The 21,226-nt window shown below is 48.3% G+C and carries 17 protein-coding genes; 10 read left to right on the plus strand and 7 right to left on the minus strand.

Annotated elements, in window-relative coordinates; all coding sequences use genetic code 11:
- The first annotated feature begins 717 nt into the window (after positions 1-717).
- Together MKX68_RS05480 and MKX68_RS05485 are read left to right on the plus strand one after the other, a co-directional pair.
- On the plus strand, positions 718-1,623 hold the full coding sequence (locus MKX68_RS05480) for a futalosine hydrolase (protein WP_338591558.1): 906 nt from the start codon (positions 718-720) through the stop codon (positions 1,621-1,623).
- On the plus strand, positions 1,620-2,462 hold the full coding sequence (locus tag MKX68_RS05485) for a 1,4-dihydroxy-6-naphthoate synthase (RefSeq protein ID WP_036672450.1): 843 nt from the start codon (positions 1,620-1,622) through the stop codon (positions 2,460-2,462). Before MKX68_RS05480 ends, MKX68_RS05485 begins: the two co-directional genes overlap by 4 nt.
- A 1,507-nt stretch (positions 2,463-3,969) precedes the next feature.
- Here MKX68_RS05485 and pcp read toward each other — a convergent pair.
- Positions 3,970-4,593 (minus strand): pyroglutamyl-peptidase I, encoded by a 624-nt coding sequence (gene pcp, locus MKX68_RS05490; protein WP_340909787.1) that lies wholly within the window; start codon positions 4,591-4,593, stop codon positions 3,970-3,972.
- A 21-nt stretch (positions 4,594-4,614) separates the two neighbouring features.
- Positions 4,615-5,616 carry a Gfo/Idh/MocA family protein gene (locus MKX68_RS05495; protein WP_340909789.1) on the minus strand — a complete coding sequence of 334 codons (1,002 nt, stop codon included), beginning with the start codon at positions 5,614-5,616 and terminating at the stop codon, positions 4,615-4,617.
- A gap of 491 nt (positions 5,617-6,107) precedes the next feature.
- Here MKX68_RS05495 and MKX68_RS05500 point away from each other — a divergent pair, with 491 nt between their 5' ends.
- The 4 genes from MKX68_RS05500 (at position 6,108) to MKX68_RS05515 (ending at position 11,039) form a co-directional block, all read left to right on the plus strand.
- Entirely contained in the window at positions 6,108-7,838 is a 1,731-nt protein-coding gene (locus MKX68_RS05500; protein ID WP_340909791.1) for an AraC family transcriptional regulator, read from the plus strand.
- A gap of 99 nt (positions 7,839-7,937) precedes the next feature.
- Positions 7,938-9,011: a FecCD family ABC transporter permease gene (locus MKX68_RS05505; protein WP_340019424.1), complete on the plus strand. Its 1,074-nt coding sequence runs from the start codon at positions 7,938-7,940 to the stop codon at positions 9,009-9,011.
- Positions 9,012-9,013: 2 nt separating this feature from the next.
- The gene (locus MKX68_RS05510; RefSeq protein WP_340909794.1) at positions 9,014-10,030 is read left to right on the plus strand and encodes a FecCD family ABC transporter permease; all 1,017 of its coding nucleotides are present in this window, start codon (positions 9,014-9,016) and stop codon (positions 10,028-10,030) included.
- 61 nt (positions 10,031-10,091) lie between these two features.
- Positions 10,092-11,039 (plus strand): iron-hydroxamate ABC transporter substrate-binding protein, encoded by a 948-nt coding sequence (locus MKX68_RS05515; RefSeq protein WP_340909796.1) that lies wholly within the window; start codon positions 10,092-10,094, stop codon positions 11,037-11,039.
- Between the two features lie 171 nt (positions 11,040-11,210).
- On the opposite strand, the gene MKX68_RS05520 is transcribed toward MKX68_RS05515, so the two are convergent.
- From MKX68_RS05520 to MKX68_RS05535, 4 genes are all read right to left on the minus strand, one after another.
- Positions 11,211-11,633, minus strand: coding sequence for a macro domain-containing protein (locus MKX68_RS05520; RefSeq protein WP_340909799.1), 423 nt, complete (start codon positions 11,631-11,633; stop codon positions 11,211-11,213).
- Between the two features lie 56 nt (positions 11,634-11,689).
- A complete protein-coding gene (locus MKX68_RS05525) occupies positions 11,690-12,562 on the minus strand; it encodes a TIGR02452 family protein (RefSeq protein WP_340915297.1) in 873 nt (290 codons plus the stop codon).
- 112 nt (positions 12,563-12,674) lie between these two features.
- Positions 12,675-13,160 carry an NADAR family protein gene (locus MKX68_RS05530; protein WP_338591532.1) on the minus strand — a complete coding sequence of 162 codons (486 nt, stop codon included), beginning with the start codon at positions 13,158-13,160 and terminating at the stop codon, positions 12,675-12,677.
- 95 nt (positions 13,161-13,255) lie between these two features.
- Positions 13,256-14,194 carry an NUDIX hydrolase gene (locus tag MKX68_RS05535; protein WP_340909801.1) on the minus strand — a complete coding sequence of 313 codons (939 nt, stop codon included), beginning with the start codon at positions 14,192-14,194 and terminating at the stop codon, positions 13,256-13,258.
- A 240-nt stretch (positions 14,195-14,434) separates the two neighbouring features.
- On the opposite strand from MKX68_RS05535, the gene MKX68_RS05540 reads away from it, so the two are divergent.
- The 3 genes from MKX68_RS05540 to MKX68_RS05550 all read left to right on the plus strand — a co-directional run bounded on the left by MKX68_RS05540 (position 14,435) and on the right by MKX68_RS05550 (position 18,547).
- Entirely contained in the window at positions 14,435-14,869 is a 435-nt protein-coding gene (locus MKX68_RS05540) for a MarR family winged helix-turn-helix transcriptional regulator (protein ID WP_249911652.1), read from the plus strand.
- Positions 14,870-14,937: 68 nt separating this feature from the next.
- A complete protein-coding gene (locus MKX68_RS05545; protein WP_340909806.1) occupies positions 14,938-16,722 on the plus strand; it encodes an ABC transporter ATP-binding protein in 1,785 nt (594 codons plus the stop codon).
- Entirely contained in the window at positions 16,706-18,547 is a 1,842-nt protein-coding gene (locus tag MKX68_RS05550) for an ABC transporter ATP-binding protein (protein WP_340915299.1), read from the plus strand. The genes MKX68_RS05545 and MKX68_RS05550 overlap by 17 nt, the downstream gene beginning before the upstream one ends.
- A gap of 318 nt (positions 18,548-18,865) precedes the next feature.
- Here the strand turns inward: MKX68_RS05550 and MKX68_RS05555 are convergent, their stop codons facing one another.
- Positions 18,866-20,422, minus strand: a complete 1,557-nt coding sequence (locus MKX68_RS05555) for an ATP-binding protein (RefSeq protein WP_340909807.1) — start codon at positions 20,420-20,422, stop codon at positions 18,866-18,868.
- Between the two features lie 272 nt (positions 20,423-20,694).
- Between MKX68_RS05555 and MKX68_RS05560 the strand changes: the two genes are divergently transcribed.
- Positions 20,695-21,030 (plus strand): hypothetical protein, encoded by a 336-nt coding sequence (locus MKX68_RS05560; protein ID WP_340909809.1) that lies wholly within the window; start codon positions 20,695-20,697, stop codon positions 21,028-21,030.
- Positions 21,031-21,226: the final 196 nt, after the last annotated feature.

The raw sequence follows: 21,226 nt of genomic DNA on the forward strand, positions 1-21,226 counted from the left end.
GTGCGCATTTAATCTGATTGATTGTTAGGTCAGTTATGCGTTAGATATGTTGTGTTGCGTTATAGATCTAATGTCTACACAGTAGTTGGCTGTTCAGCAGGTAGCTAAATTAGAGTTAGCGAGACTATGTACTTGCTTTAAGTTCGGGTTTGCACAAATGAGTTTACACAAATGAGCTACTATGTAGGGATCGGGTGTAGAGTCGGCCAGTTATTTATTTGGTTTGTTGGTTTAAAATCCGAAAATCGATATATGATTAGCGTTGATTGAGTCGGGGCAGACTCCAGCCTTTTCAATCGTTTATCTGACTTTTTGGAGCGCCAACTCGTGCTGTCCGCACTGAGCATACATATTGTAGATATGTCTTTCAAAGGGTGGACACAGACATGAGAAAGCACTCTGGAGTTTGATTTCTACATATAGATCATTTGTAATTTTACGTCCGAAAAAATCTATATGTAGTGTGTTATTTTAAAGGATGGGTATAGTACCTTTTTAGAAAAAGTGTCCACTCTTTGAAAGACAAAATGAAGATAAATGTCCTTTTCTAGTGGACAAAACTATGTCCGAATTCCATTTATATAAGTTGAACTATACATGTACACGGAAATATAGAAGGCAGTAATAACCCTAAGAAGTGTAGTTAAAAGCTTGCTGTAAGAAAGATATTATGGAGGCATAGGTTACGCTTCGAATACCTCACAAGGAGAATCCGAGATGAATGAACATAGACAGGATAAAGAGCAGAATAATGAACCCAACGCATCATTCGAAAATAATGGACACCACGGGGATTCAACTGGGGAAATAAACACTTCAGATATAAGTCCGGTACAAGCAAATTCATCACAACGTGTGTTAATTGTAACCGCGGTTGATGCGGAAAAAGATGCGGTCCTCCGTGGTTTGGGAGACACGGGCGCGGAACGATTTGACGTCATCGCAGCGGGCGTTGGCCCAGCCTCGGCCGCAGCAGGAACAGCCGCTACATTGGCATATGCCGTAGCGGCTGCAAGCACTAGGGCGTTGGCGCAGGGTTCTACTGCGCCAAGCCCATCCGATGTGGCACAGGCATCTGCCACATCTTCAAGGCCGGGGCCCCTTGCCGGAGCCGGATATTCACCAGCCTACATGCTGGTGATCAGTGCCGGCATCGGCGGCGGGTTCCCCGGCCGGGCAGACGTCGGCTCCCTCGTGGTAGCCGACGCCATGGTTGCTGCCGATCTGGGCTCGCAGACGCCAGACGGCTTCCTTAGTGTGGACGAGCTCGGATTCGGCTCGTCCATTGTGGCGGCGGACGCGGAGCTTGCCTCTCGCCTGCGCCATGAGCTGCAGCAGGCTGGGCTCGCCGTCAGCGGAGGCACTGCGGTCACCGTGTCCACGGCGACCGGAACAGCGGAGACGGCCGCGGAGCTATTGCGCCGCGTGCCGGATGCCGCCGCCGAAGGTATGGAAGGCTTCGGCGTGGCAACAGCTGCCCAGCAGTTCGGCGTGCCAGCACTCGAACTGCGGGCCATATCCAACGCGGTCGGTCCACGCGACCGCGACGCTTGGCGCATCAAGGATGCCCTCGATGCGCTTCAGGCTGCAAGTTCCATTTTACGGGAGGTTATTACATCATGAAAATTGCATTTTCCCCTTGTCCAAATGATACATTTATCTTTCACGCGTGGGTGCACGGATTGATCCCGGGCGCACCTGAGCTGGATGTCCGTTATGCTGATATTGATATTACCAATGGTCTGGCGGCAAATCCCGATGGACCTGACACACCTGAAGTGATGAAAATATCTTATGCAGCACTGCCATACGTATTATCAGACTATGCTCTGCTTCCTGCTGGAGGCGCACTCGGCAGAGGATGCGGTCCACTGGTTCTGACCGCAAACGGTACAACCGATCCAGCCTATCTGTCTGGACGACGAGTTGCTGTGCCGAGTGAACGCTCAACAGCATATCTATTATTCCGTCTGTGGGCAGCGCAAAATGTTCCGGGCGGTGTAGGCGAGATTGTGGTCATGCCATTCGACCAGATCATGCCTGCTGTGCGAGACGGCAAGATTGATGCCGGACTTGTCATCCATGAAGCACGTTTCACGTACCAGAACTATGATCTCAAACTGATGACGGATCTCGGGAACTGGTGGGAAAGCGACACAGGCCTTCCGATCCCGCTTGGAGCGATCATCGCACGTCGCAACATGGACGCTCATGCCCTCGCCGGATGGGCACGCGCCTCCGTTGAATATGCATGGGCGCACCCGGATGAGTCGAGAGCATACGTTATGGAACATGCCCAAGAAATGGACCCTGACGTAGCTGCACAGCATATCGGACTGTATGTTAATGAGTTCAGCGCCAACCTGGGTGATGATGGTTACGGTGCAATCACTGCACTGCTTGGCCGTGCCATGAAAGAAGGACTCGTTCCCGAGTTCGACCTTGATCTGTTGCGAATCTAACATCTATATCTGTACGCTCTATATCTAAAGAACACAGCGCATCTTATTTAGCCGAATAACGTGGTATGAGAATTCTAAAGAATCTCAGACACCGTATTCGGCTAAAATTCGTTCATATCACCGATCAACTCGCTTCATTCCACACAATAACGCTTCTACGATTCGTTAGAAATTGGTATGTGCGGATTTTCGGCGAATAGCGTGTACACGATTCGTTAGAGTCCGTCCCAAGACGCTCTGAGGAGCAAGCTTCGTAGAAACCTATTCGGGGGATTCGAAATTTAAGAGGTTTGTAAAAGTAGACTTAGGGTGCTACAAATTCGCAGGTTTTTCTCTTACGAACCCTATGCACCTTATTTAGCCAAATATCATGCTACGAAAATACTAAAGAATCCCAGACACTCTATTCAGCTAGAAATCGGTCATATCAACGATAAACTCGCTTTATTCCACACAATAACCATCCTACGATTCGTTAGAAATTGGTGTGTGCGGATTTTCGGTGAATAACGTGTGCTCGATTCGTTAGAGTCCGTCCCAAGACGCTCTGAGGAGCAAGCTTCGTAGAAACCTATTCGGGGGATTCGAAATTTAAATGGTTTGTAAAAGTAGGCTAGGGTGCTACAAATTCGCAGGTTTTTCTCTTACGAACCCTATGCACCTTATTTAGCCAAATATCATGCGACGAAAATTCTAACGAATCCCAGACACTCTATACAGCTAGAAATCGGTCATATCAACGATAAACTCTCTTCTTCCCACACATTAACCATCCTACGATTCGTTAGAAATTAGTATGTGCGGATTTTCGGCGAATAGCGTGTGCTCGGTTCGTTAGAGTCCGTTCCAAGACGCTCTGAGGAGCAAGCTTCGTAGAAGTCTATTCGGGGTTCATTCGTGGACACAAACTTCTTAGCTAGCCAGGGTGATGGCGGTGTCCTTGCGTCTTGTTTTGTAAGAGCTTGGTTACTTCGGGTTAATAGAGGTTGTATTCAGAAGCTTAGAAGGCTTACGAATCGGAGTCTATCCTTAAACTCCCCCGCACCTATTTCGCTGAATCACTACTTTCCAGCAAGATTGTACAAGCCTTACCGGGTTTCGGGTTTCGGGTTTCGGGTTTCGGGTTTGGGGTTTTAGAGTCTAATTTTTAACTAGGCGAGATACTTGCAACAAGATACTTGCTGCAAACTAGTGGCCTCACTAACCATGTTGGTCTACACATGACACACAAAATAGAAAGAGCTGTCCCCTAACGTCAGACTTATGACGATGGGACAGCTCTTTTTTCACTCTATGTTCAACTTCATATTTATACTCATATCTATCACTCTGCTCAACCCAAGATTGAAGCAGAAAGAACCCCATGCAGCTCAACGCTCTCCAAGTCATCTTGAACCCTACTGCAACCCATCCCAATCCACTGCTCTCCCATTCACAACTGCGGTCTACGAATCCAACCGTCACCTACGATTTGCTGCAACCGCAGCCGAACAATCGGAACCATCCCCTACGAATCAGCCACAACCGCGCGAATCATGATCCGCAGCGCATCCAGCATCATGTGAGTAGATAGCGAAGGGACGGAAGGCTGCAACACAGCCATCTCTGTGGAGGCGGGAAAGTGTACAAATCCGGCACGGATCGGAAGTTGCCCTACTCGAATGTGATCCAGTACCCGGTACATCGTGTTGTTGCAGATATATGTACCTGCTGTATTGGATACGGCAGCCGGAATACCTGCTGCGGACATGTCATTCACCATGGCACGTATGGGCAACGTGGAGAACAAACCGTCTGGGCTGCCATCTGCAATGGGCTCGTCCACAGGACGCTGGCCTTGGTTATCCGCGAAGGAGCCTGGCGGAATGTCTTTGACATTCACGGCAATCCGCTCGGGTGTGATGGATGTTCTGCCCTTGGCCAGCCCACAGGCGATGACCACATCTGGCCGATAGGCTTCCATCTCTGCGATCAGCAGGTCTGCACATTCATCAAAGTGCACGGGCAACAGCACTGTTTTTAGCTCAGCACCCTCGATCACTTCGTTTGCAAGAGCCTCCATTAACACCCCCGTCGGATTCACCGCATCCCCGCCAAACGGTTCAAACCCGGATATCAGAATCTTCACCATCACATGTCAGCTCCTGTCTGTTTACTCCGATTTGTAACGCAAACCCCACTGGCCCCGAATGGTGTCCATCAGCTTCATGATTTCCAGAGATTCGTCCAGTTTAATGGTATTGCTCTCCGTGCGGCCTTCTAGGATACAGCGTCCCGCTTCTTCTGCCTCAAAAGCATAACCAATGCACGTTCGATCATCCGTGAACTTCTCCGGCTCATCCTGACCATTCGCATGCAGATAAGCTTCTTTGCCCGCCAGGAATAAAGGGAGACGAATCTTGCCTTCCGTACCGTATATGACCGCTTCATTGCTGAGGTTCAGACGAATGGCAGCACTCAGTGACGCAGAACGTCCCTCGGAATAGGACAATAATACGGAAAACTGCTCGTCCACACCCGTCTCACCGATATTGGCCGTACTCCATACATGCTGGGGCTGTTCACCAAAGATCATCGATGCAAAGGAGATCGGGTACACCCCTGCATCCAGCAATGCGCCTCCACCCAGATCCGGATTAAGCAACCTACCTTCCGGCTCCCAGCCGACACGGAATCCAAAGTCTGCCTGGAGCAAACGTACTTCACCGATTCGTCCTTCTGCGATCCATGCTCTGGCTTGAGCGATCGGTGGCAAAAAGCGTGTCCACATCCCTTCCATCAGGAAAAGGTTACGCTCCCGTGCCGTCTCCACCAGTTGCTCCAACTGACGTGCATTCATCGTAAACGGCTTTTCACAGAGCACCGCCTTGCCTGCCTCCAGACAAGCCATTACATTCTCCTTATGCACAGGATGCGGTGTTGCCACATAGATAATATCTACCTCAGGGTCTTGAAGCATCTCATCATAAGAACCGTAAGCGCGTGCAAAACCATATTCAGCTGCAAACTTCTCCGCACTTCCCGCTGTCCGTGAACCTACCGCTGCCTTCACTGCGTTCCCGGCATGCTCCAGATCCTTTGCAAACTGGGATGCAATCCATCCCGTACCCATAATGCCCCAACGTACTTTGTCCCGTCCCGCTACTTCTGTCATATTAAAGCCTCCCTACTGCAATTTGAGTTGAAAAGGTTCATGATTCAGATCAGGCCAACATGTTATCCCCTTTATTTTACCAAAAAGAAACGCTTACGTCAGAAAACGATTTCGATTATGTGCTTTCAATAGAATTTAAGCTCATCAGGGCCTCGAACATATCTATGTACATTTCAATTCTCCAGTAGATTTGCTAAGATTATCAGCAGACTAGGGCCAAGAAGTCTTGTCCCTAAACTACTTGTAACTAGCGACAATCTGCTTAAACTATCGATCACATCTGATAACGGGATCATACTCGTGTGCTATTCAGAAAACATCTGACTATACTGCAAACGCGTTTTTTTGCCAAGGCAGCTAATAATTATAGCATCATGCAAAACGCATCAATAGATGTTCAAGTAAGACGTTCAGGCCCGAGAAAATACGATACGTATCAGATTCATTCATTATTACTTAACTGTTCAAAAGAGAGGAGGTCGCATAGCACCATGACTACCATCCCTGGTACCACCCACAACGACATGAATCCACACATGTTACATCAGCAGACAAGTCTCAATGCAGAAAAGGAATCCTCAACCCGGGCAGGCCTGGATGCATTCTTGAATGATACCCTGATTGAACTTCGTCAGGCAGAACATATAATAACCCGAGGGAAATGGCGCTGGTCCACAACTGAGCTTGCTCATCATACCTTCATATACATGCACAAATTCACAGGCCAACTGATTATGAATGAGACCGAATCCCACGTGGTTCGCAAATCAGCTTGTCTGTGCACACCAGGAACTGCGATTGAACTGATTAGTGATGAAGACCATGATATTGAACTGTATATCATTCACTTTGATCTGTATCGGGCTACGGAGAAAACAAAATCCAGACGAATCTACGAACGTGAGCTCAGTTCACCTGTTACAGGCTGGATTCAGGGCCCATTTTACGGTATACAGCGCATTGCCGCACAGCTTACACAACTGACCAACGAAGGTTTGGAAACAGGCCTGAAGGCACAGCTCTTCCTAACTGAACTGTTACATATGCTCTGGCCTCAAGAAGACCAGACTGACGTAGGGGCTGGGCAGGATGAACCCGAACAGTGGCTCAGGTCCACCCTGCAATACATGCGCGAAAACTACATGCACGAGATCAAACTGGAAAAGCTGGCTGAACTGGCTGACATGCATCCATCCTATTACTCGCAGCTATTCAAGAGCCGCATGCAGAAGAATCCGATTGAATACATCACTCATTTGCGTATGAACCGGGCCAAGGAATTGTTGCTCACTTCCGATCTGCGTATCCGTGATGTGGCTCGTGAAGTGGGTTACCGTGACGAATTTTATTTCAGCCGACGTTTCCGGAACCATGCTGGATATGCTCCCACTTCCTATGCGAAGCAGGTGCATCGGAATATTGTGTCGCTCTCCTATCCATACACGGATCACCTGATGACACTGGGTATCACACCATGCGCAGCTCAGATTCAGGGCCACCTGCCTCATATGCCCAAATCGTTGGCACTGCCCTTCCACGCTTATGAACCGTGGGAACAGGGACGTCAGGCATTCCTGGATGTGAATCCTGAATTGATTCTGACCAAGGACAATGCAGCTGCCACAGCGATGGAGCATATTGGCGATGTCGCCCCCATCATCACGATTCCCTGGAACCAGACAGACGTCTTTGGTCATCTGCATCAGATTGCATCCATAGTGGATCGTACCCAAGCAGCCACAGATTGGCTGGATCGACATGAACGCAAGGCAGAGCGTGCACGCAAAAAAATCAAGGAATTCGTCGGGGACATCACCGTTGCCGTTGGCACGTTAACGCCTAAAGGTCCACGGATGTACAGCCATCGGAACTTTGGACATGTCTTTTATCGAACCTTGCAATTGGCCGCTCCTCAGCGGATTCAGACCGAACTGGCTGGCAAATCTCCCGGCGTTGGATTCAATTGGCTGCCCTTCACACCAGGAGAATGGGACGGACTGGAGGCAGATGTGCTGGTACTGGCGATTAATTCTATGTATGAAAAGGCAACACTGTTGAAAGAGATGGCTTCGAATCCACTATGGAACAGCCATCCTGCGGTAAAAAACGGACGTGTACATCTCATCGACTGGAACTCATGGGTCGTATATGCTCCATATTCCATCAACATCCAGCTCGATGAAGCGCTCTCTATGTTGACGAACAAACCTTCACTTTTGTAATCTAAAAAATGTCCATCTCCAAAATCTTAATTTATGCCATGTACGGGCCTGAATTAAGATTCTATAATGATCACTAATTGATAATGATAATCAATAACAATGAAATGCGTTGTTGGTACCAAAGGAGTGACCCGTATTCAACATCCGGGACTGCCACATCGTCCGTCTAATTCAAAAAAATCTGCAGTGACCGTTGGGCTCACGTTTTTGTCTGCCATAGCCATACTGCTGCTAAGTATGTTTGTCGCAATCTCGTTAGGTGCCAAAGGGCTAACGCTGGAAACCGTATGGGCTGCCATATTTCAGTACAACCCAGCTTTGACACCACATCAGATTATTCATGAGCTGCGGCTGCCTCGTGTCCTTGCCGCGGTTATTATCGGCGCTGCCTTTGCCGTTGCAGGAGCTTTAATGCAAGGTATTACGCGTAATCCGCTGGCAGACACGGGCATTCTGGGCATCAATGCTGGAGCCACTTTTGTCGTAGCACTGAGCTTTGCCTTTTGGCCCGGACTGTCATATGGATGGATCATGGTTTTATCATTCGTGGGGGCTGTTCTGGGCACACTGCTAATCTTCCTGCTTGGAATGGCAGCACCGGGTGGTCTGAATTCCATCAGACTGACCGTTGCCGGGGCGGTTATTGCAGCCATGTTAACCTCGCTCAGCACAGGAGTTGCCATTTATTTTGACCTGAGTCAGGATCTGGCCTTCTGGTATGCGGGAGGTTTTGGCGGAATAGAATGGCGGCATCTGAAGCTGATTCTTCCCGTGCTGCTCGCCACACTAGTACTGATTATGCCACTCGCCCGGCGTGTATCCCTTATGTCACTCGGTGAAGAAGTGGCGATTAATCTCGGGATCAACCTGCGCTGGACGAGGTTTCTCGCCCTCGCAGCGGTTGTTGTGCTGGCTGGTGTGTCCGTGTCGGCAGTAGGCTCAATTGGATTTGTCGGGCTCGTCATCCCCCATATCTCACGCAAACTGGTGGGTGTGGATTATCGACTCATCATTCCGATGTCTTCTCTGCTTGGAGCGATATTACTGGTGCTCGCTGATCTGGGCTCACGCATCGTGAACCCGCCCGAGGAGCTCGCGGTAGGCATTATGGTCGCTTTTGTCGGTGTACCGTTCTTCCTCTATCTGGCCCGTAAAGAAAGGAGGGCCTTATAGCGATGAATTTTAATACACCCTCACGAGGTAAACGTTCGATAGTTGTCAGTATTACGCTGCTCTGCATCGCCATTGCCGTTATTGTGATCAGCCTGAACACGGGAACCATTCGTCTCTCCCCAATGGCTGTGTTACAGACTTTGCTTGGTAATGGCAGTTCGGATGATCAGATTGTACTGTTTGATTACCGACTGCCTCGCATCCTGGTAACTGTACTTGCTGGAGCAGGACTTGGTATTGCTGGAGCGGCCTTGCAAGGGATCACCCGCAATCCACTGGCGGACCCGGGTATTCTGGGATTACATGCTGGGGCAGCATTTGGACTAATGGTGTTTGTTAGTCTCTCCTTTACAATGGATGGCTCTGTAGCCTTGTTAATTCCGTTGTTTGCTTTTGCAGGCAGTGTTGCTGCCGCCCTGATCATCATGCTGCTGTCCTATGATCGGCACAACGGCGTATCACCCATTAAGCTGATTCTGGTGGGAATCGCGGTAGCGGCCGGGTTCCATGCGTTGACACTCTACCTATCCCTGCGTTTGGATGAAGACACCTATTCCTTTGCCGCTCGCTGGTTGGCAGGAAGCGTCTGGGGCCGGGATTGGATTCATGTGCAAGCATTGCTTCCTTGGGTGGTGTTATGTATCTCGTACATTTGGTGTCGATCCAAAACGCTTGATGCCTTCAACCTTGGTGATGCTGCCGCAACCAGTATCGGGACGCCTGTTCGATCCCAGCGTGTTATTTTGCTGCTCTGTGCCGTGGCCTTGTCTGCCGTCAGTGTATCGATGGCTGGTGGGATCGGCTTTATCGGTCTGGCGGCACCACATCTGGCGCGCAGGCTTGTCGGTCCGATGCATCGGCATCTGATCCCTGCTGCCGGGCTCATCGGTATGGTTATTCTGGTGACCGCCGATACGATCGGACGAACGATCTTTCAGCCTAACGCCATTCCGGCAGGCGTGGTGGTTGCTGCGATTGGTGCACCTTACTTTTTGTACCTTTTAGTACGAAGCAAGTGATCTTTTTTTTCAAAAAACAATAAAGACATCCAAGAGATGTTCAAGGAGAATGTTACTATCCATGTTAAAGAAAAATCTTATGCTTGTCATGAGTATCTGTCTGGTGCTTGTGCTCGCAGCCTGTGGAACGGCCAATAATTCATCATCTGCTTCTGGCGGTTCGTCCACGGATACTTCAACCAATAATCAGGACAACAGTGCAAGTTCAGGAGAGCCACGTATTGCCTCCATGTCGATCCATCTGACCAATGATCTGCTGTCTCTCGGTATTACTCCAGTTGGTTCCGTTATTGGTGGCGAAGCCAAAGGCTTCCTGTCCCATGTTGCTGATCAACTTCAAAATACAACGCCACTTGGTCCGGTTAAAGACCCGGATATGGAAGCTTTGCTTGCCCTGAAACCCGATGTGATCTATCTGGACGAAGAATTCTCCGGTGATGATATTGCCAAATTCGAAAAGATTGCTCCGGTGCATGTCTTCAATCTGGATGACGGTACATGGCGCGATCATCTGAAAGAGATTGGCAAACTCGTAAATCGTGAGAAGGAAGCCGAGCAATACATTCAGGACTATGCGACCGAAACGGAAGAAGTGAAATCTCTGATTCATGACACGATTGGTGATGGTGCTGTGATGGCGATCCGTGTTACTGCCAAAGAATTACGTGTGTTCAGTACACGCCGTCCCATGGGTCCCATTTTGTATGAGGATCTCGGTCTGACTCCTGCCAAAGGGATCACAGATATCGATTCGACTAAACCGTATCAAGTCGTCTCTCGTGAAATATTGCCGGACTATGATGCAGATGCAATCTTTGTGGTTGTGAATTCGGATGATGAAGCCAAAGAAATGTTCAAGGAGCTGCAAAACAATCCGATCTGGCAAGGTCTGAAAGCAGTCAAAGCCGGTCATGTCTACCCGATTGGCGCACAACCTTGGCTGGATTACTCATCGATCGGTAATAAAATGGCCATGGATGAAGCCAAAGAAATGTTCTCCAAAAAATAAAGTGTCCCGTACATCTGATACCCATCATCTATAAAAAACAATAAAAAATCTCACTTTGAATGGAACAGCGTAGGTATGAATCATACTTACGGTCTATTCCCCTCAAAGCTGAGGTTTTTTTGCTTTGGATCTGCCAACAAGCTGCAGTCCATCCTCTTCCAACCTGCGCGTTCACACTGTACAGACAATGATCTCAACATCCGTATCGGCAAAAGCTTCCTGTATAATCGGACTGACCTTCTCCCATTTCAGCCTGTCCAGCCCACATCCTATTCGGGGCATAGCCAGTTTCGTAATGCCATCCATCACACATACGTCCCGCATGGATTCTACCGCATTAGTCAACGATTGGTACGTCGGCTTATTGGAGAATTTTGCCTTGGTGACCAGATTCAGCGTCCGCCCTACCGGATAACATCGTCCAATCTCAAGCGGCTCTTGTTTGGCCTGCTCTTGAAGATTTTCCAAACCGAATCGCTCGCGAAACTGTACCGCAATGCCCTTGCCCATCCTTGCATCGGCTGATATGCAGTGTGCAAGCGTGTACTCATCCCCCAGTTCAAATAAATCCTGTTCTCTCTCATGAAACTGCATGGCATTCCTCTCCTTTATCAAGCGCTCTCATTCAATCTATATCCCATATTTTTTTATTAGGCCTCTGCCAAAAAACGTTGAAATGCCTTTAAAGTTCTCTGACCTGCGGATCGATCATATACAGCAAATACAATTCGTTCAAAGGAGTCCTTAAATCCCTCTCCCACTAACACATCATGAAAATACTTCGCCACCACTGCCGGTTCATTACGAAATACGCCACAACCATATGCACCGAGAACAATCGTCCGATGACCATTCGTAACAGCCACGTCCAGAATATAACGGATACGTTCCTTCATCACGGACTCAATCTGTAGATCATCCGCTTCTCCACGCTCTTTCACCACACCCGCATTCACCGCCGGCGCAGTAATGAATGATGATACATAATATTTGTCCAGCAGCCTGTCTTCATCATCACGAATCACCGGAACATCCGGTGAATAGATCATATAATTCGAATAGAGACCCGATCGCTGTTTGCGATTGTAATCGTACATTTCATCCATTTGGGCGATGCACGGGTATAGTCCTGTCGCTCGGGCCAGACTCTCTTCCTGTGCCTGACTTCCGCCAAGGAAGCCGCCGCCAGGATTTTTCGCCGATGCAAAGTTCAAACAGACCACATCTTCTCTTCCTTCAGCTACCGTCAAACGTAAAGCAGCTCCAAGTGTAGTCTCGCCAGTAACTTCAATGCGACCCGGTGCAGCCTCAACTCCAGCGGATGGGGCCGTGGGTTGAATTCCAACGTAAGCTTCTGTACGAAGCGTTTCTCTGAGCGCGGACAATTCTGCTGGACGGTATAACGCCGAATTTCGGATGGCTTGCTGCACATCGGTACCTATCTCAACCTTGCGATCATACCCATTTACGTACTGCCCTTCATCCAAAATAGCCAACGTCTGCTGTGCGATATTAGCCCGCATGGAACGTGAATTGGAGCCACCATTACCAGTTGATCTACCGAGTTTACTGTCGTGGCTATTACGCCCGTTGCTATTTTTGTTATTGCTGCTATTGTTCTTATCCTGTTGTTGATCACTCATCTGAATCACTTCCTATATCTTCTCTTAGACGGGTCAGAATCTCACCCAGCCAGTTGGTTCCCCGCCATGTTCTTCGATTACGAATACGCGGGTCTTCCTCCGCCAGCCCTACACCCCAGATGCGATCATCTGGACTTGCTTCCACAAGGGTCGTTCCACGAGTGGCACGCAGCACGGTTAGCAGTTCTTCGTTTTGTGTAAATTTGGCCAAATTACCCTCGTAGACAATGCGCTGGCACTCAGCTTCCCATAAAGTCCGGTCGAAGCCTGCGACCTGTCTGCCCAGCTTTTTTTGTACCGAAGCAGAGCTTGCCTTCAGAATCTTGTCTGCGATGGTCTGATCCCCAAACAGCAGCGCTTTCTGGTACATCATGTATTGCTCCGCACTCGTGTAGTGAATCCCATTCACGGTAAAATCCGCCGGGTGCCACTGTGAGAACGGAGATGCAGTCCGCCAGAAAAACGTAAACTTTTCCATCCATATCCCCTCCTTACTTGCTCCTCATGTATGTAGCGATCCCGCCTTGGCTTGAATCACTTCGTCCGAGTTCATTGATTCTTACCGTTTCGTTTCTACGGTGTCTGCCTCTCTGGATTCAATCTGTACAAGCGGGATGGTCGATGACCGGCACTGCTCGCATACTCTCCGGTCTCAATGACCCAATCGGCGATTTTGCGCCGGAAAGCGGCAGCCAGCAGTTTTTTGCCACTGATGATCTCATGTACTTTCTGAAGTGCAGTCAGCGTAAACGTCTCCGGCATCAGATTAAATGCAATATCCGTGTACTCGATCTTGGATCGCAGACGCTCAAGCGCATAATGAATGATCTTGGCATGATCAAATGCAATCCCCTGAACCTCCCCCAACGTCAAACGATGGCTCCGTACTTTTCCTTCTATCGTTTCTTTCGTCTCAACAATTGCCGATAACTCTTCTGTTCCATTGGTCAAAATCAACTGCAGCCTGCGTTCTGTCACACGTCCACGCTCATGGATATGCCGTTTCTCTTCCAAAAGTCGCTGTTCCACCCGAAACCAATTGGCCTCACTGGCATCATCGCCAGCCTGAAGCTCCAACTCGCTGCTATCCACCAGCGCCATATAGGAACAGCTGATGACCCGTGTACGCGGATCTCGCTCCACATCTCCCCAGGTGTACAGTTGCTCCAGATAAATATCATCCAGCCCCGTCTCCGTCAACAATTCCCGACGAGCAGCATCTTCCAATGATTCCTGCATGGAGACAAATCCGCCCGGTAACGCCCACTGTCCCAGATAAGGATGGCCGCCTCGTCGGATCAGCAGTAACTGGAGTTCGGGTTCCGCAAGCTTGCGATAGTTCTCCTGTGCCTCACTGCGGATCGTAAAGACCAACATGTCTACGGTGACGGAAGGACGTTCGTAATCACCAGCATTATACGTTTCCAGAAACTGTTGTTCACTGATATGTGCCTGATCCTGATGCTCCCGGTAATCGGGAGCTTTTCCTCCAGAGGAACCTTCATAAGTCATAATAAACAAACTCCATTCTGTTATTAACATTATGTTATTAACAATTAGATAATATCAATTTATCACATCATTTTATCTTAGGTCAATATTTCCAGTCCAAAATAAATGATCTGTATTCACTTGACGATATGTCAAATCAAACTTAAGATTTAGTTAGTCGACTAACTAAATGTGCGTATTCAAAAAGTCTGGTATTCAGTATCAAGAAGATGGAATGAAGGTAGAAATGGAGTAGATGATATGAACCCAGTCCAAAACGATCGGTTAATGGGACAGCTATCCGAACTCGTGAAACTGAAACGTTACAAGGTTCATGAGAAACTTGTGAACCACCCCGAGTTATACCCGGGGCAGCCCCCTTTGTTGTTCCAGCTTGAACGGGAAGATGGCCAATCCCAGAAAAATCTGGCCGAACAACTTCAGCGCAGCCCCGCAACGGTGACCGTCATGCTTAAGCGCATGGAAACATCCGGTTATGTGAGACGCGAAGCAGACCCGAAGGATCTGCGCAGTCTGCGGGTCTATCTGACGGATCAGGGGCGCTCCGCGTTACAAGAATTGAGAGAAGTGATTCAGGAGTTGGAACAGCAGGCCCAGAAAGATTTTACACCGGAAGAATCCAGGATCATGTCTCTGCTTGCACAGCGTATGCTCCAAAACCTGCGTGAATCCTGAGGTGATGCAGACTCGCGACATCGTTTACAAGAAAATACTTATGCAATGAACATTGAGGTGATTCCCTATTGTGGACGTTAAAACGATTCTTGACCCCGTATAAGTCGGCAGCAATCATCGCCCCGCTGCTCATGGTACTTGAGGTAACCATGGACCTGCTCCAGCCCAAGCTGATGTCCAGCATCGTGGATGATGGTGTGCTTGCAGGGAACCTGCCCCATATCGTGACTACAGGTCTAATCATGCTACTTGTTGCGTTAATCGGCTGGGTTGGCGGCGCAGGCTGTACACTCTATTCAAGCAAAGCCGCCGTGGGATACGGCACAGATCTGCGCCAGGAGCTGTTTGACCATATTCAGACCTTCTCCTTCCGTAATCTGGATACATTTCAGGAAGGATCTCTGATCACTCGTCTGACCAGTGACATTACGCAGATGCAGACCTTTGTACAGATGCTGCTGCGGATGTTTATCCGTTCGCCAATGCTGATCATCGGTAGTATCATCATGGCGTTTACAATCAGTGTGAAGCTGGCTTTGATTCTTATTGCGACTGTACCCGTACTGTTTATTATTTTATTTATTCTGATAAAAGCATCCTATCCGCTGTTCGCCAGTGTGCAGAGCAAGCTTGATCAGGTCAACGCTGTGCTTCAGGAGAATCTTGCCGGCATTCGTGTCGTCAAGGCGTTTGCACGTGCACGTCTGGAGAAAAAGCGCTTCAAGCAATCCAACGAAGATTACACTACAACCGCCGTCAAAGCCTGGCGTATTGTAACGCTGAATGCACCCGTGCTCAGCTTGATGCTGAACGCTACCATTGTAGCCGTGCTGTGGTTTGGAGGTTTCCAGGTAGTGGGAGGCGATATTGCTGCCGGAGATCTGATTGCTTTTATCAACTATGTCACGGTTGTACTCTCTTCCCTCACGTCGATCGGCATGATGATGATGAGTTTCTCCCGCGCCAAGGTATCAGCTGCACGGATCAACGAGGTGTTACATACACAGCCGGATATTCAATCGGGAACCGACAACTCCGGGAATGTGCAGTCACCCCCGACTACCCGTGATCAATCCCAATACCAAACGTCTTCCCTTTCCTCACGCACAGACGGTCAAGTGGAGTTCAGAGACGTATCTTTCCGTTATGACGGAGACCATGCACTTACCGGCATTAACCTGATAGCTCGTCCAGGTGAGAAAGTGGCCTTGATCGGTTCAACAGGTTCAGGCAAAACCTCGCTGGTGCAGCTGATTCCCCGTCTATACGATGCTTCGCAGGGTGAAGTGCTCGTGAATGGAGTGAACGTTCGCAACTGGGATCTTCAGGATCTTCGCAGCCGTGTATCCATTGTGCTACAGGAATCCATCCTCTTCAGCGGCAGCATCCGGGATAACATTTGCTTCGGCCGGCCCGGTGCAACGGATGCTGAATTGCGTGCTGCGGCACAAGCTGCGGCAGCGGATGATTTTATTATGAAATTGGAAGATGGGTATGACACGGAACTGGGGCAACGCGGCGTCAATCTGTCCGGTGGGCAGAAACAGCGTATATCCATTGCACGCGCCCTGCTCATGCAACCGGAAGTGCTCATTCTGGATGATAGCACCAGTGCTGTGGATCTGCGCACGGAAGCGAGTATTCAGAAGGCTTTGCAATCCTTGATGAAAGACAGTACCACCTTTTTGATTGCACAGCGGATCTCCTCCGTGAAGGATGCAGACTGTATATATATCATTGATGAAGGACAGATCGTTGCCAGGGGCACACATGATGACCTTATGGCTCATTCATCACACTACCAAGCGATCTATTATTCGCAGCAACGGAAGGAGGATGTTCAATTTGGGTAAACCTGCATCTTCCTCCATTCAACAAACCGTCGTGCCTCCGATCGGAAGACCCGGACCAGCTGGAAGAGGACCTGTTCCCAAAGTCCGAGCCAAAAATGCTCGCCATGCTCTGATTCGGGTATGGTCGTACATGGGACGTCATCGCAAAGGAGTCATTGCTGCATTGGTTCTAACCGCTCTCGGCACAATGCTCAATCTGGCAGGGCCTTATCTTCTCGGCCGCGCCGTTAACGAACATATCGTGCCCAAAGTAACAGCGGGTTTGCTGAAGGAATGTCTCCTCTTGCTGAGTGTTTATGTCTTTGGTTCGCTCCTGATGTGGGCTCAATCCTATGTCATGATTGGTGTGTCCCAACTGACCGTTAAAGATCTGCGACATGCGTTGTTCTCCCGACTGCAAGAGCTGCCTGTCAGCTTTTTTGATAAAAATCAAAGCGGGGACCTGATGAGCCGGGCCACCAATGATATCGATAACGTATCTACAACGCTGAATCAAAGTGTAACCCAACTGATGTCCAGCGCCATTTTGCTCGTTGGCTCCTTGTCGATCATGTTTGCACTGGATGTTCGGCTTACCCTGCTCAGTCTAGTGACTATACCCTTGATTACCATCGCCACTCGCCTGATCGCGTCAAGAACACGCAAACACTTCACCGCTCAACAGAAATTGCTCGGTGAGCTTAATGGGTATGCTCAGGAAACTATTGCTGGACAAAAAGTCGTAGCGGCTTATAACCGTCAGGATCAGGCACATCAACATTTTCAGAATTTGAACGAGAAACTGCGCACATCCAGCACACAGGCCCAGACCGTTTCGGGTTTGGTTGGACCTACAATGAACGTGATGAACAATATCGGGTTTGCCATACTGGCTTCTTTAGGTGGATGGATGGCTTATCATGATCTAACATCCATCGGACTGATCGTCAGCTTTCTCGCTTACTCCCGTCAGATTGAGCGGCCGCTCAATGATCTTGCCAATCAGTATAATTTGATTCAGGCTGCAATCGCAGGTGCTGAACGTGTGTTCCACATCATGGATACGCCTGGTGAATACGTGGAAGAACAGAAGAAACAACTGGATCAGATTAAAGGTAAAGTGGTATTTGAAGACGTCTCCTTCGGGTACAGTACGGAACGAGACATTCTGAAGAAGGTTAGTTTTACTGCAAAACCTGGGGAGATGATTGCACTTGTTGGACCCACCGGCGCAGGCAAAACGACCATTATCAACCTGTTGCCCCGTTTCTACGAGATTACAGGCGGAAGGATTACCATTGATGGATGTGACATCTCGGAACTGGAGAAGGATCAACTTCGTCGGCAACTCGGCATTGTACTTCAGGATGCCTACCTATTCTCGGGTACCATTCGCGACAATCTCGCCTACGGCAAGCCGGACGCAACGGATGAACAGATCAGACAGGCGGCTGAGCTGGCGAATGCACATTCGTTCATCCGCAAACTGCCACAGGGTTACGATACCCCCATCATTTCAGGGGGAAGCAACCTGAGTCAGGGACAACGACAACTGCTGACCATTGCCCGGGCAATTCTGGCTGATCCGGCCATTCTTATTCTGGATGAAGCAACAAGCAGCATTGATACGCGTACAGAGATGAAGATCCAGGAAGCGATGCGCACTTTAATGAAAGACCGCACCAGCTTTGTCATCGCCCACAGACTGAGCACAATTCGTGAAGCCGATCAGATTCTCGTCATTGATGATGGACAGATCGCTGAACGGGGCAGCCATGATGAGTTGATGCAGCAACAAGGATTCTACTATCAGTTACATCAGGGACAGCTCAATAAGTCGAACTAATGATTGTTTACACAGACACTACGATGACAGAATAACCTTCCAATCGCTGTTATCCCCAGATTTTATCGATTCCCTTTTCACAAGGGGAAAATCCGGGGATAAAGGCGAACGCTCCGCTTTTTCAGGTTTTTTCTGTCCTCTCCGTTACGTGTAAATGATTAGTTCAACCCAATATAGTCTGATCTGAACCGATGTGGACTCCACACATTAGTCAATCGAAATAATAAACGCCGCATGGGGTTCTTAAGGACCCAGGCGGCGTTTTTATGTTTTTGTCTAATGACTGTGTAATTGCTATCTCTGGGTCAGTTATATGATTTACGTCTCCATTGGCAGATGAAGCGTGAAGGTCGAACCAATCCCCATTTCGCTATGGACGGTAATTTTACCATTGTGATCCTGAACGATTTTCTGGCAGAGTGCAAGTCCAAGTCCCGTACCTTCTTCTTTGGTTGTATAAAAGGGATTAAAGATTGTGGATAGCGAATTTTCCGGAATGCCGCTTCCTGTATCTGTAATTGAAATGAGTACTGCGTCTCCGTTTTGCAACAAATCCATATGAACCTCACCAGGGTCTGTCATTGCTTCAAAAGCATTACGAATCAGATTGATCAATACCTGCACAATTTTATCTCGATCCATGATGATCACAACTGGCTCATTAGTCATTTCAAGCGTTATTCGATGCCCTCGGGATGCCGCATCTGACTCGGTCAAAGACATTACTCGTTCAAGGCAGTGCCCCAATTGTTCCGGCTTCATGTGATTGGCATGTGGTTTGGAAAACTGCAAAAATTCAGCCGTCAGATCGGTTACTCTCGTCACCTCACCCATGATCACTTCATACCATGGCGCGATATTAAACGCTTGTCCACGTGACAGCTGCAGGAATCCCCGAATTGCGGTAAGCGGGTTCCGAATTTCGTGGGCCATACCCGCGGCCAGTTCACCTACAGCCCTTAGTCTTTCAGAACGAAATACTTCTTCTTCATTTTTCAGCCATTTGCTGCGCTGTTGTTGAAGCAGCCTATCCTCGGCTACCGTCATAAAGTGCTGCAACGAATCTGACATTTCTGGGTACAGAGAGATGCTGTAGCTTACCTGGAGTCCTTGAAGCTGCACGGATAGCAGTGACGACATTCGTTCTTCCACATCCTGTATCTCCGGCAAAACGACCGCAAATCGGTCTCCTGCATACCGGGATATGCCATAGGCTTCGGTGAAATGATTGCTGATCATCTCGCCTGTACCTGTGATTACCGTACACCAAGGATCTTCTGAATCTTTTTTAAAACCGCTAAAGTTATTAACGTTCAAAAGAATAAGCAGAAAAGACCGACGCTCTTCTACTGTCTTATGCAGCACCTCCATGTAACCTTCGTAATTCAACAGTCCCGTAAGCGGATCATGAAGGGTCAGGAACCGATTTTTTTCCCGAAGCCTGCGCTTCTCGACCTCACTGTTGATTAAGGTATGATACAAAAAAATGATAACAACCGAGGTTAACAGGTCAAATAATGAAACCAGCAAAGCATATGTATCTACAGGCACATAAGAAAGCCGAATCACCGTATATTGCAGCATAAGCAGCAATGAAATCGGCAAGGTCTGCGCCAACCGTGGTTTGTCCTGGATCATTGAAATAATGAGCATATAATACAGCATGTTACACCAGTTCAGTTGACTGTAATAATGGAATATCCCGAGAAAAATCCACTGAAACTTCCGCAGCACAGGATATCGTCTCTCCCCATAAATACTTGCTACCAATAATGTCGCCGAAAGTGACATTATTGCCATATGAGGGGTAAGCCTGAGAACATAAGAGGACAGAATGACAAGCAGACAACCTAGCGGGAATATCACCATTTTCATCGTGTAACTAAGCAAACAGCCTCGCCCCCTTTGACATAAAACTCACATCAAACAACTTATGTACATGTATTATAGCGATTATGATTAGCTGATGTTGTCGATTAGTGGAGGCTCGCCAAATTCGCACGAATGTATAAATTATGAAGGCAATAGGACATATGATGTAATTGTAATCAACAAAAGTGAAACAATTCCTCTTCGCATATCATTATTGTGGTACAATACATTAATGGATTAATTTAGGATAAATTCTTAGTTATGGAGGACATCACATGACAACACAACGAAAACCACTGGGCCTTGGAACGCTTTCTCTACTCGTACTATTGATGGGTCTCGCCTTTAACTTTCCATGGGGCAAAGCAAATTTTATGATCAGCCATTACCTGTTCAACTTAATAAACATGCCTATCTATAGCAACGGAACTCAAGGACTTCACATTCCTTTTGTAGTAGCAGCCCTCTTCTGGATTCCGACCTTCTTGATTGCCAAAAAATATCGTGCGCATTTCGGTACAAGTGTATCTTATAACGTCGCCGGATTTATGTTGCTCTTATGTATTATTGGACCAGTTATCCCCGTTATCGATTGGATGGTCAATGGTTAAACAATTAAAGCCAGCTCTCTAGATCCCGAGGGCTGGCTTCTTTGCTGCTTTTCCATATAAGATGAATGGAATTTTCACACCATAACGTAGAGTGCAGAACCAATCTGAAGAAGCGATAGCGTTCGCCTAAAGCTTTCTAGAAGAAAGCTACATCGGAAGCATACGCTTATCACCGGATTTTCCCCTATTAATATAG

Origin of the sequence: Paenibacillus sp. FSL M8-0212, assembly GCF_038004645.1 — a bacterium.
Lineage (GTDB): Bacteria > Bacillota > Bacilli > Paenibacillales > Paenibacillaceae > Paenibacillus.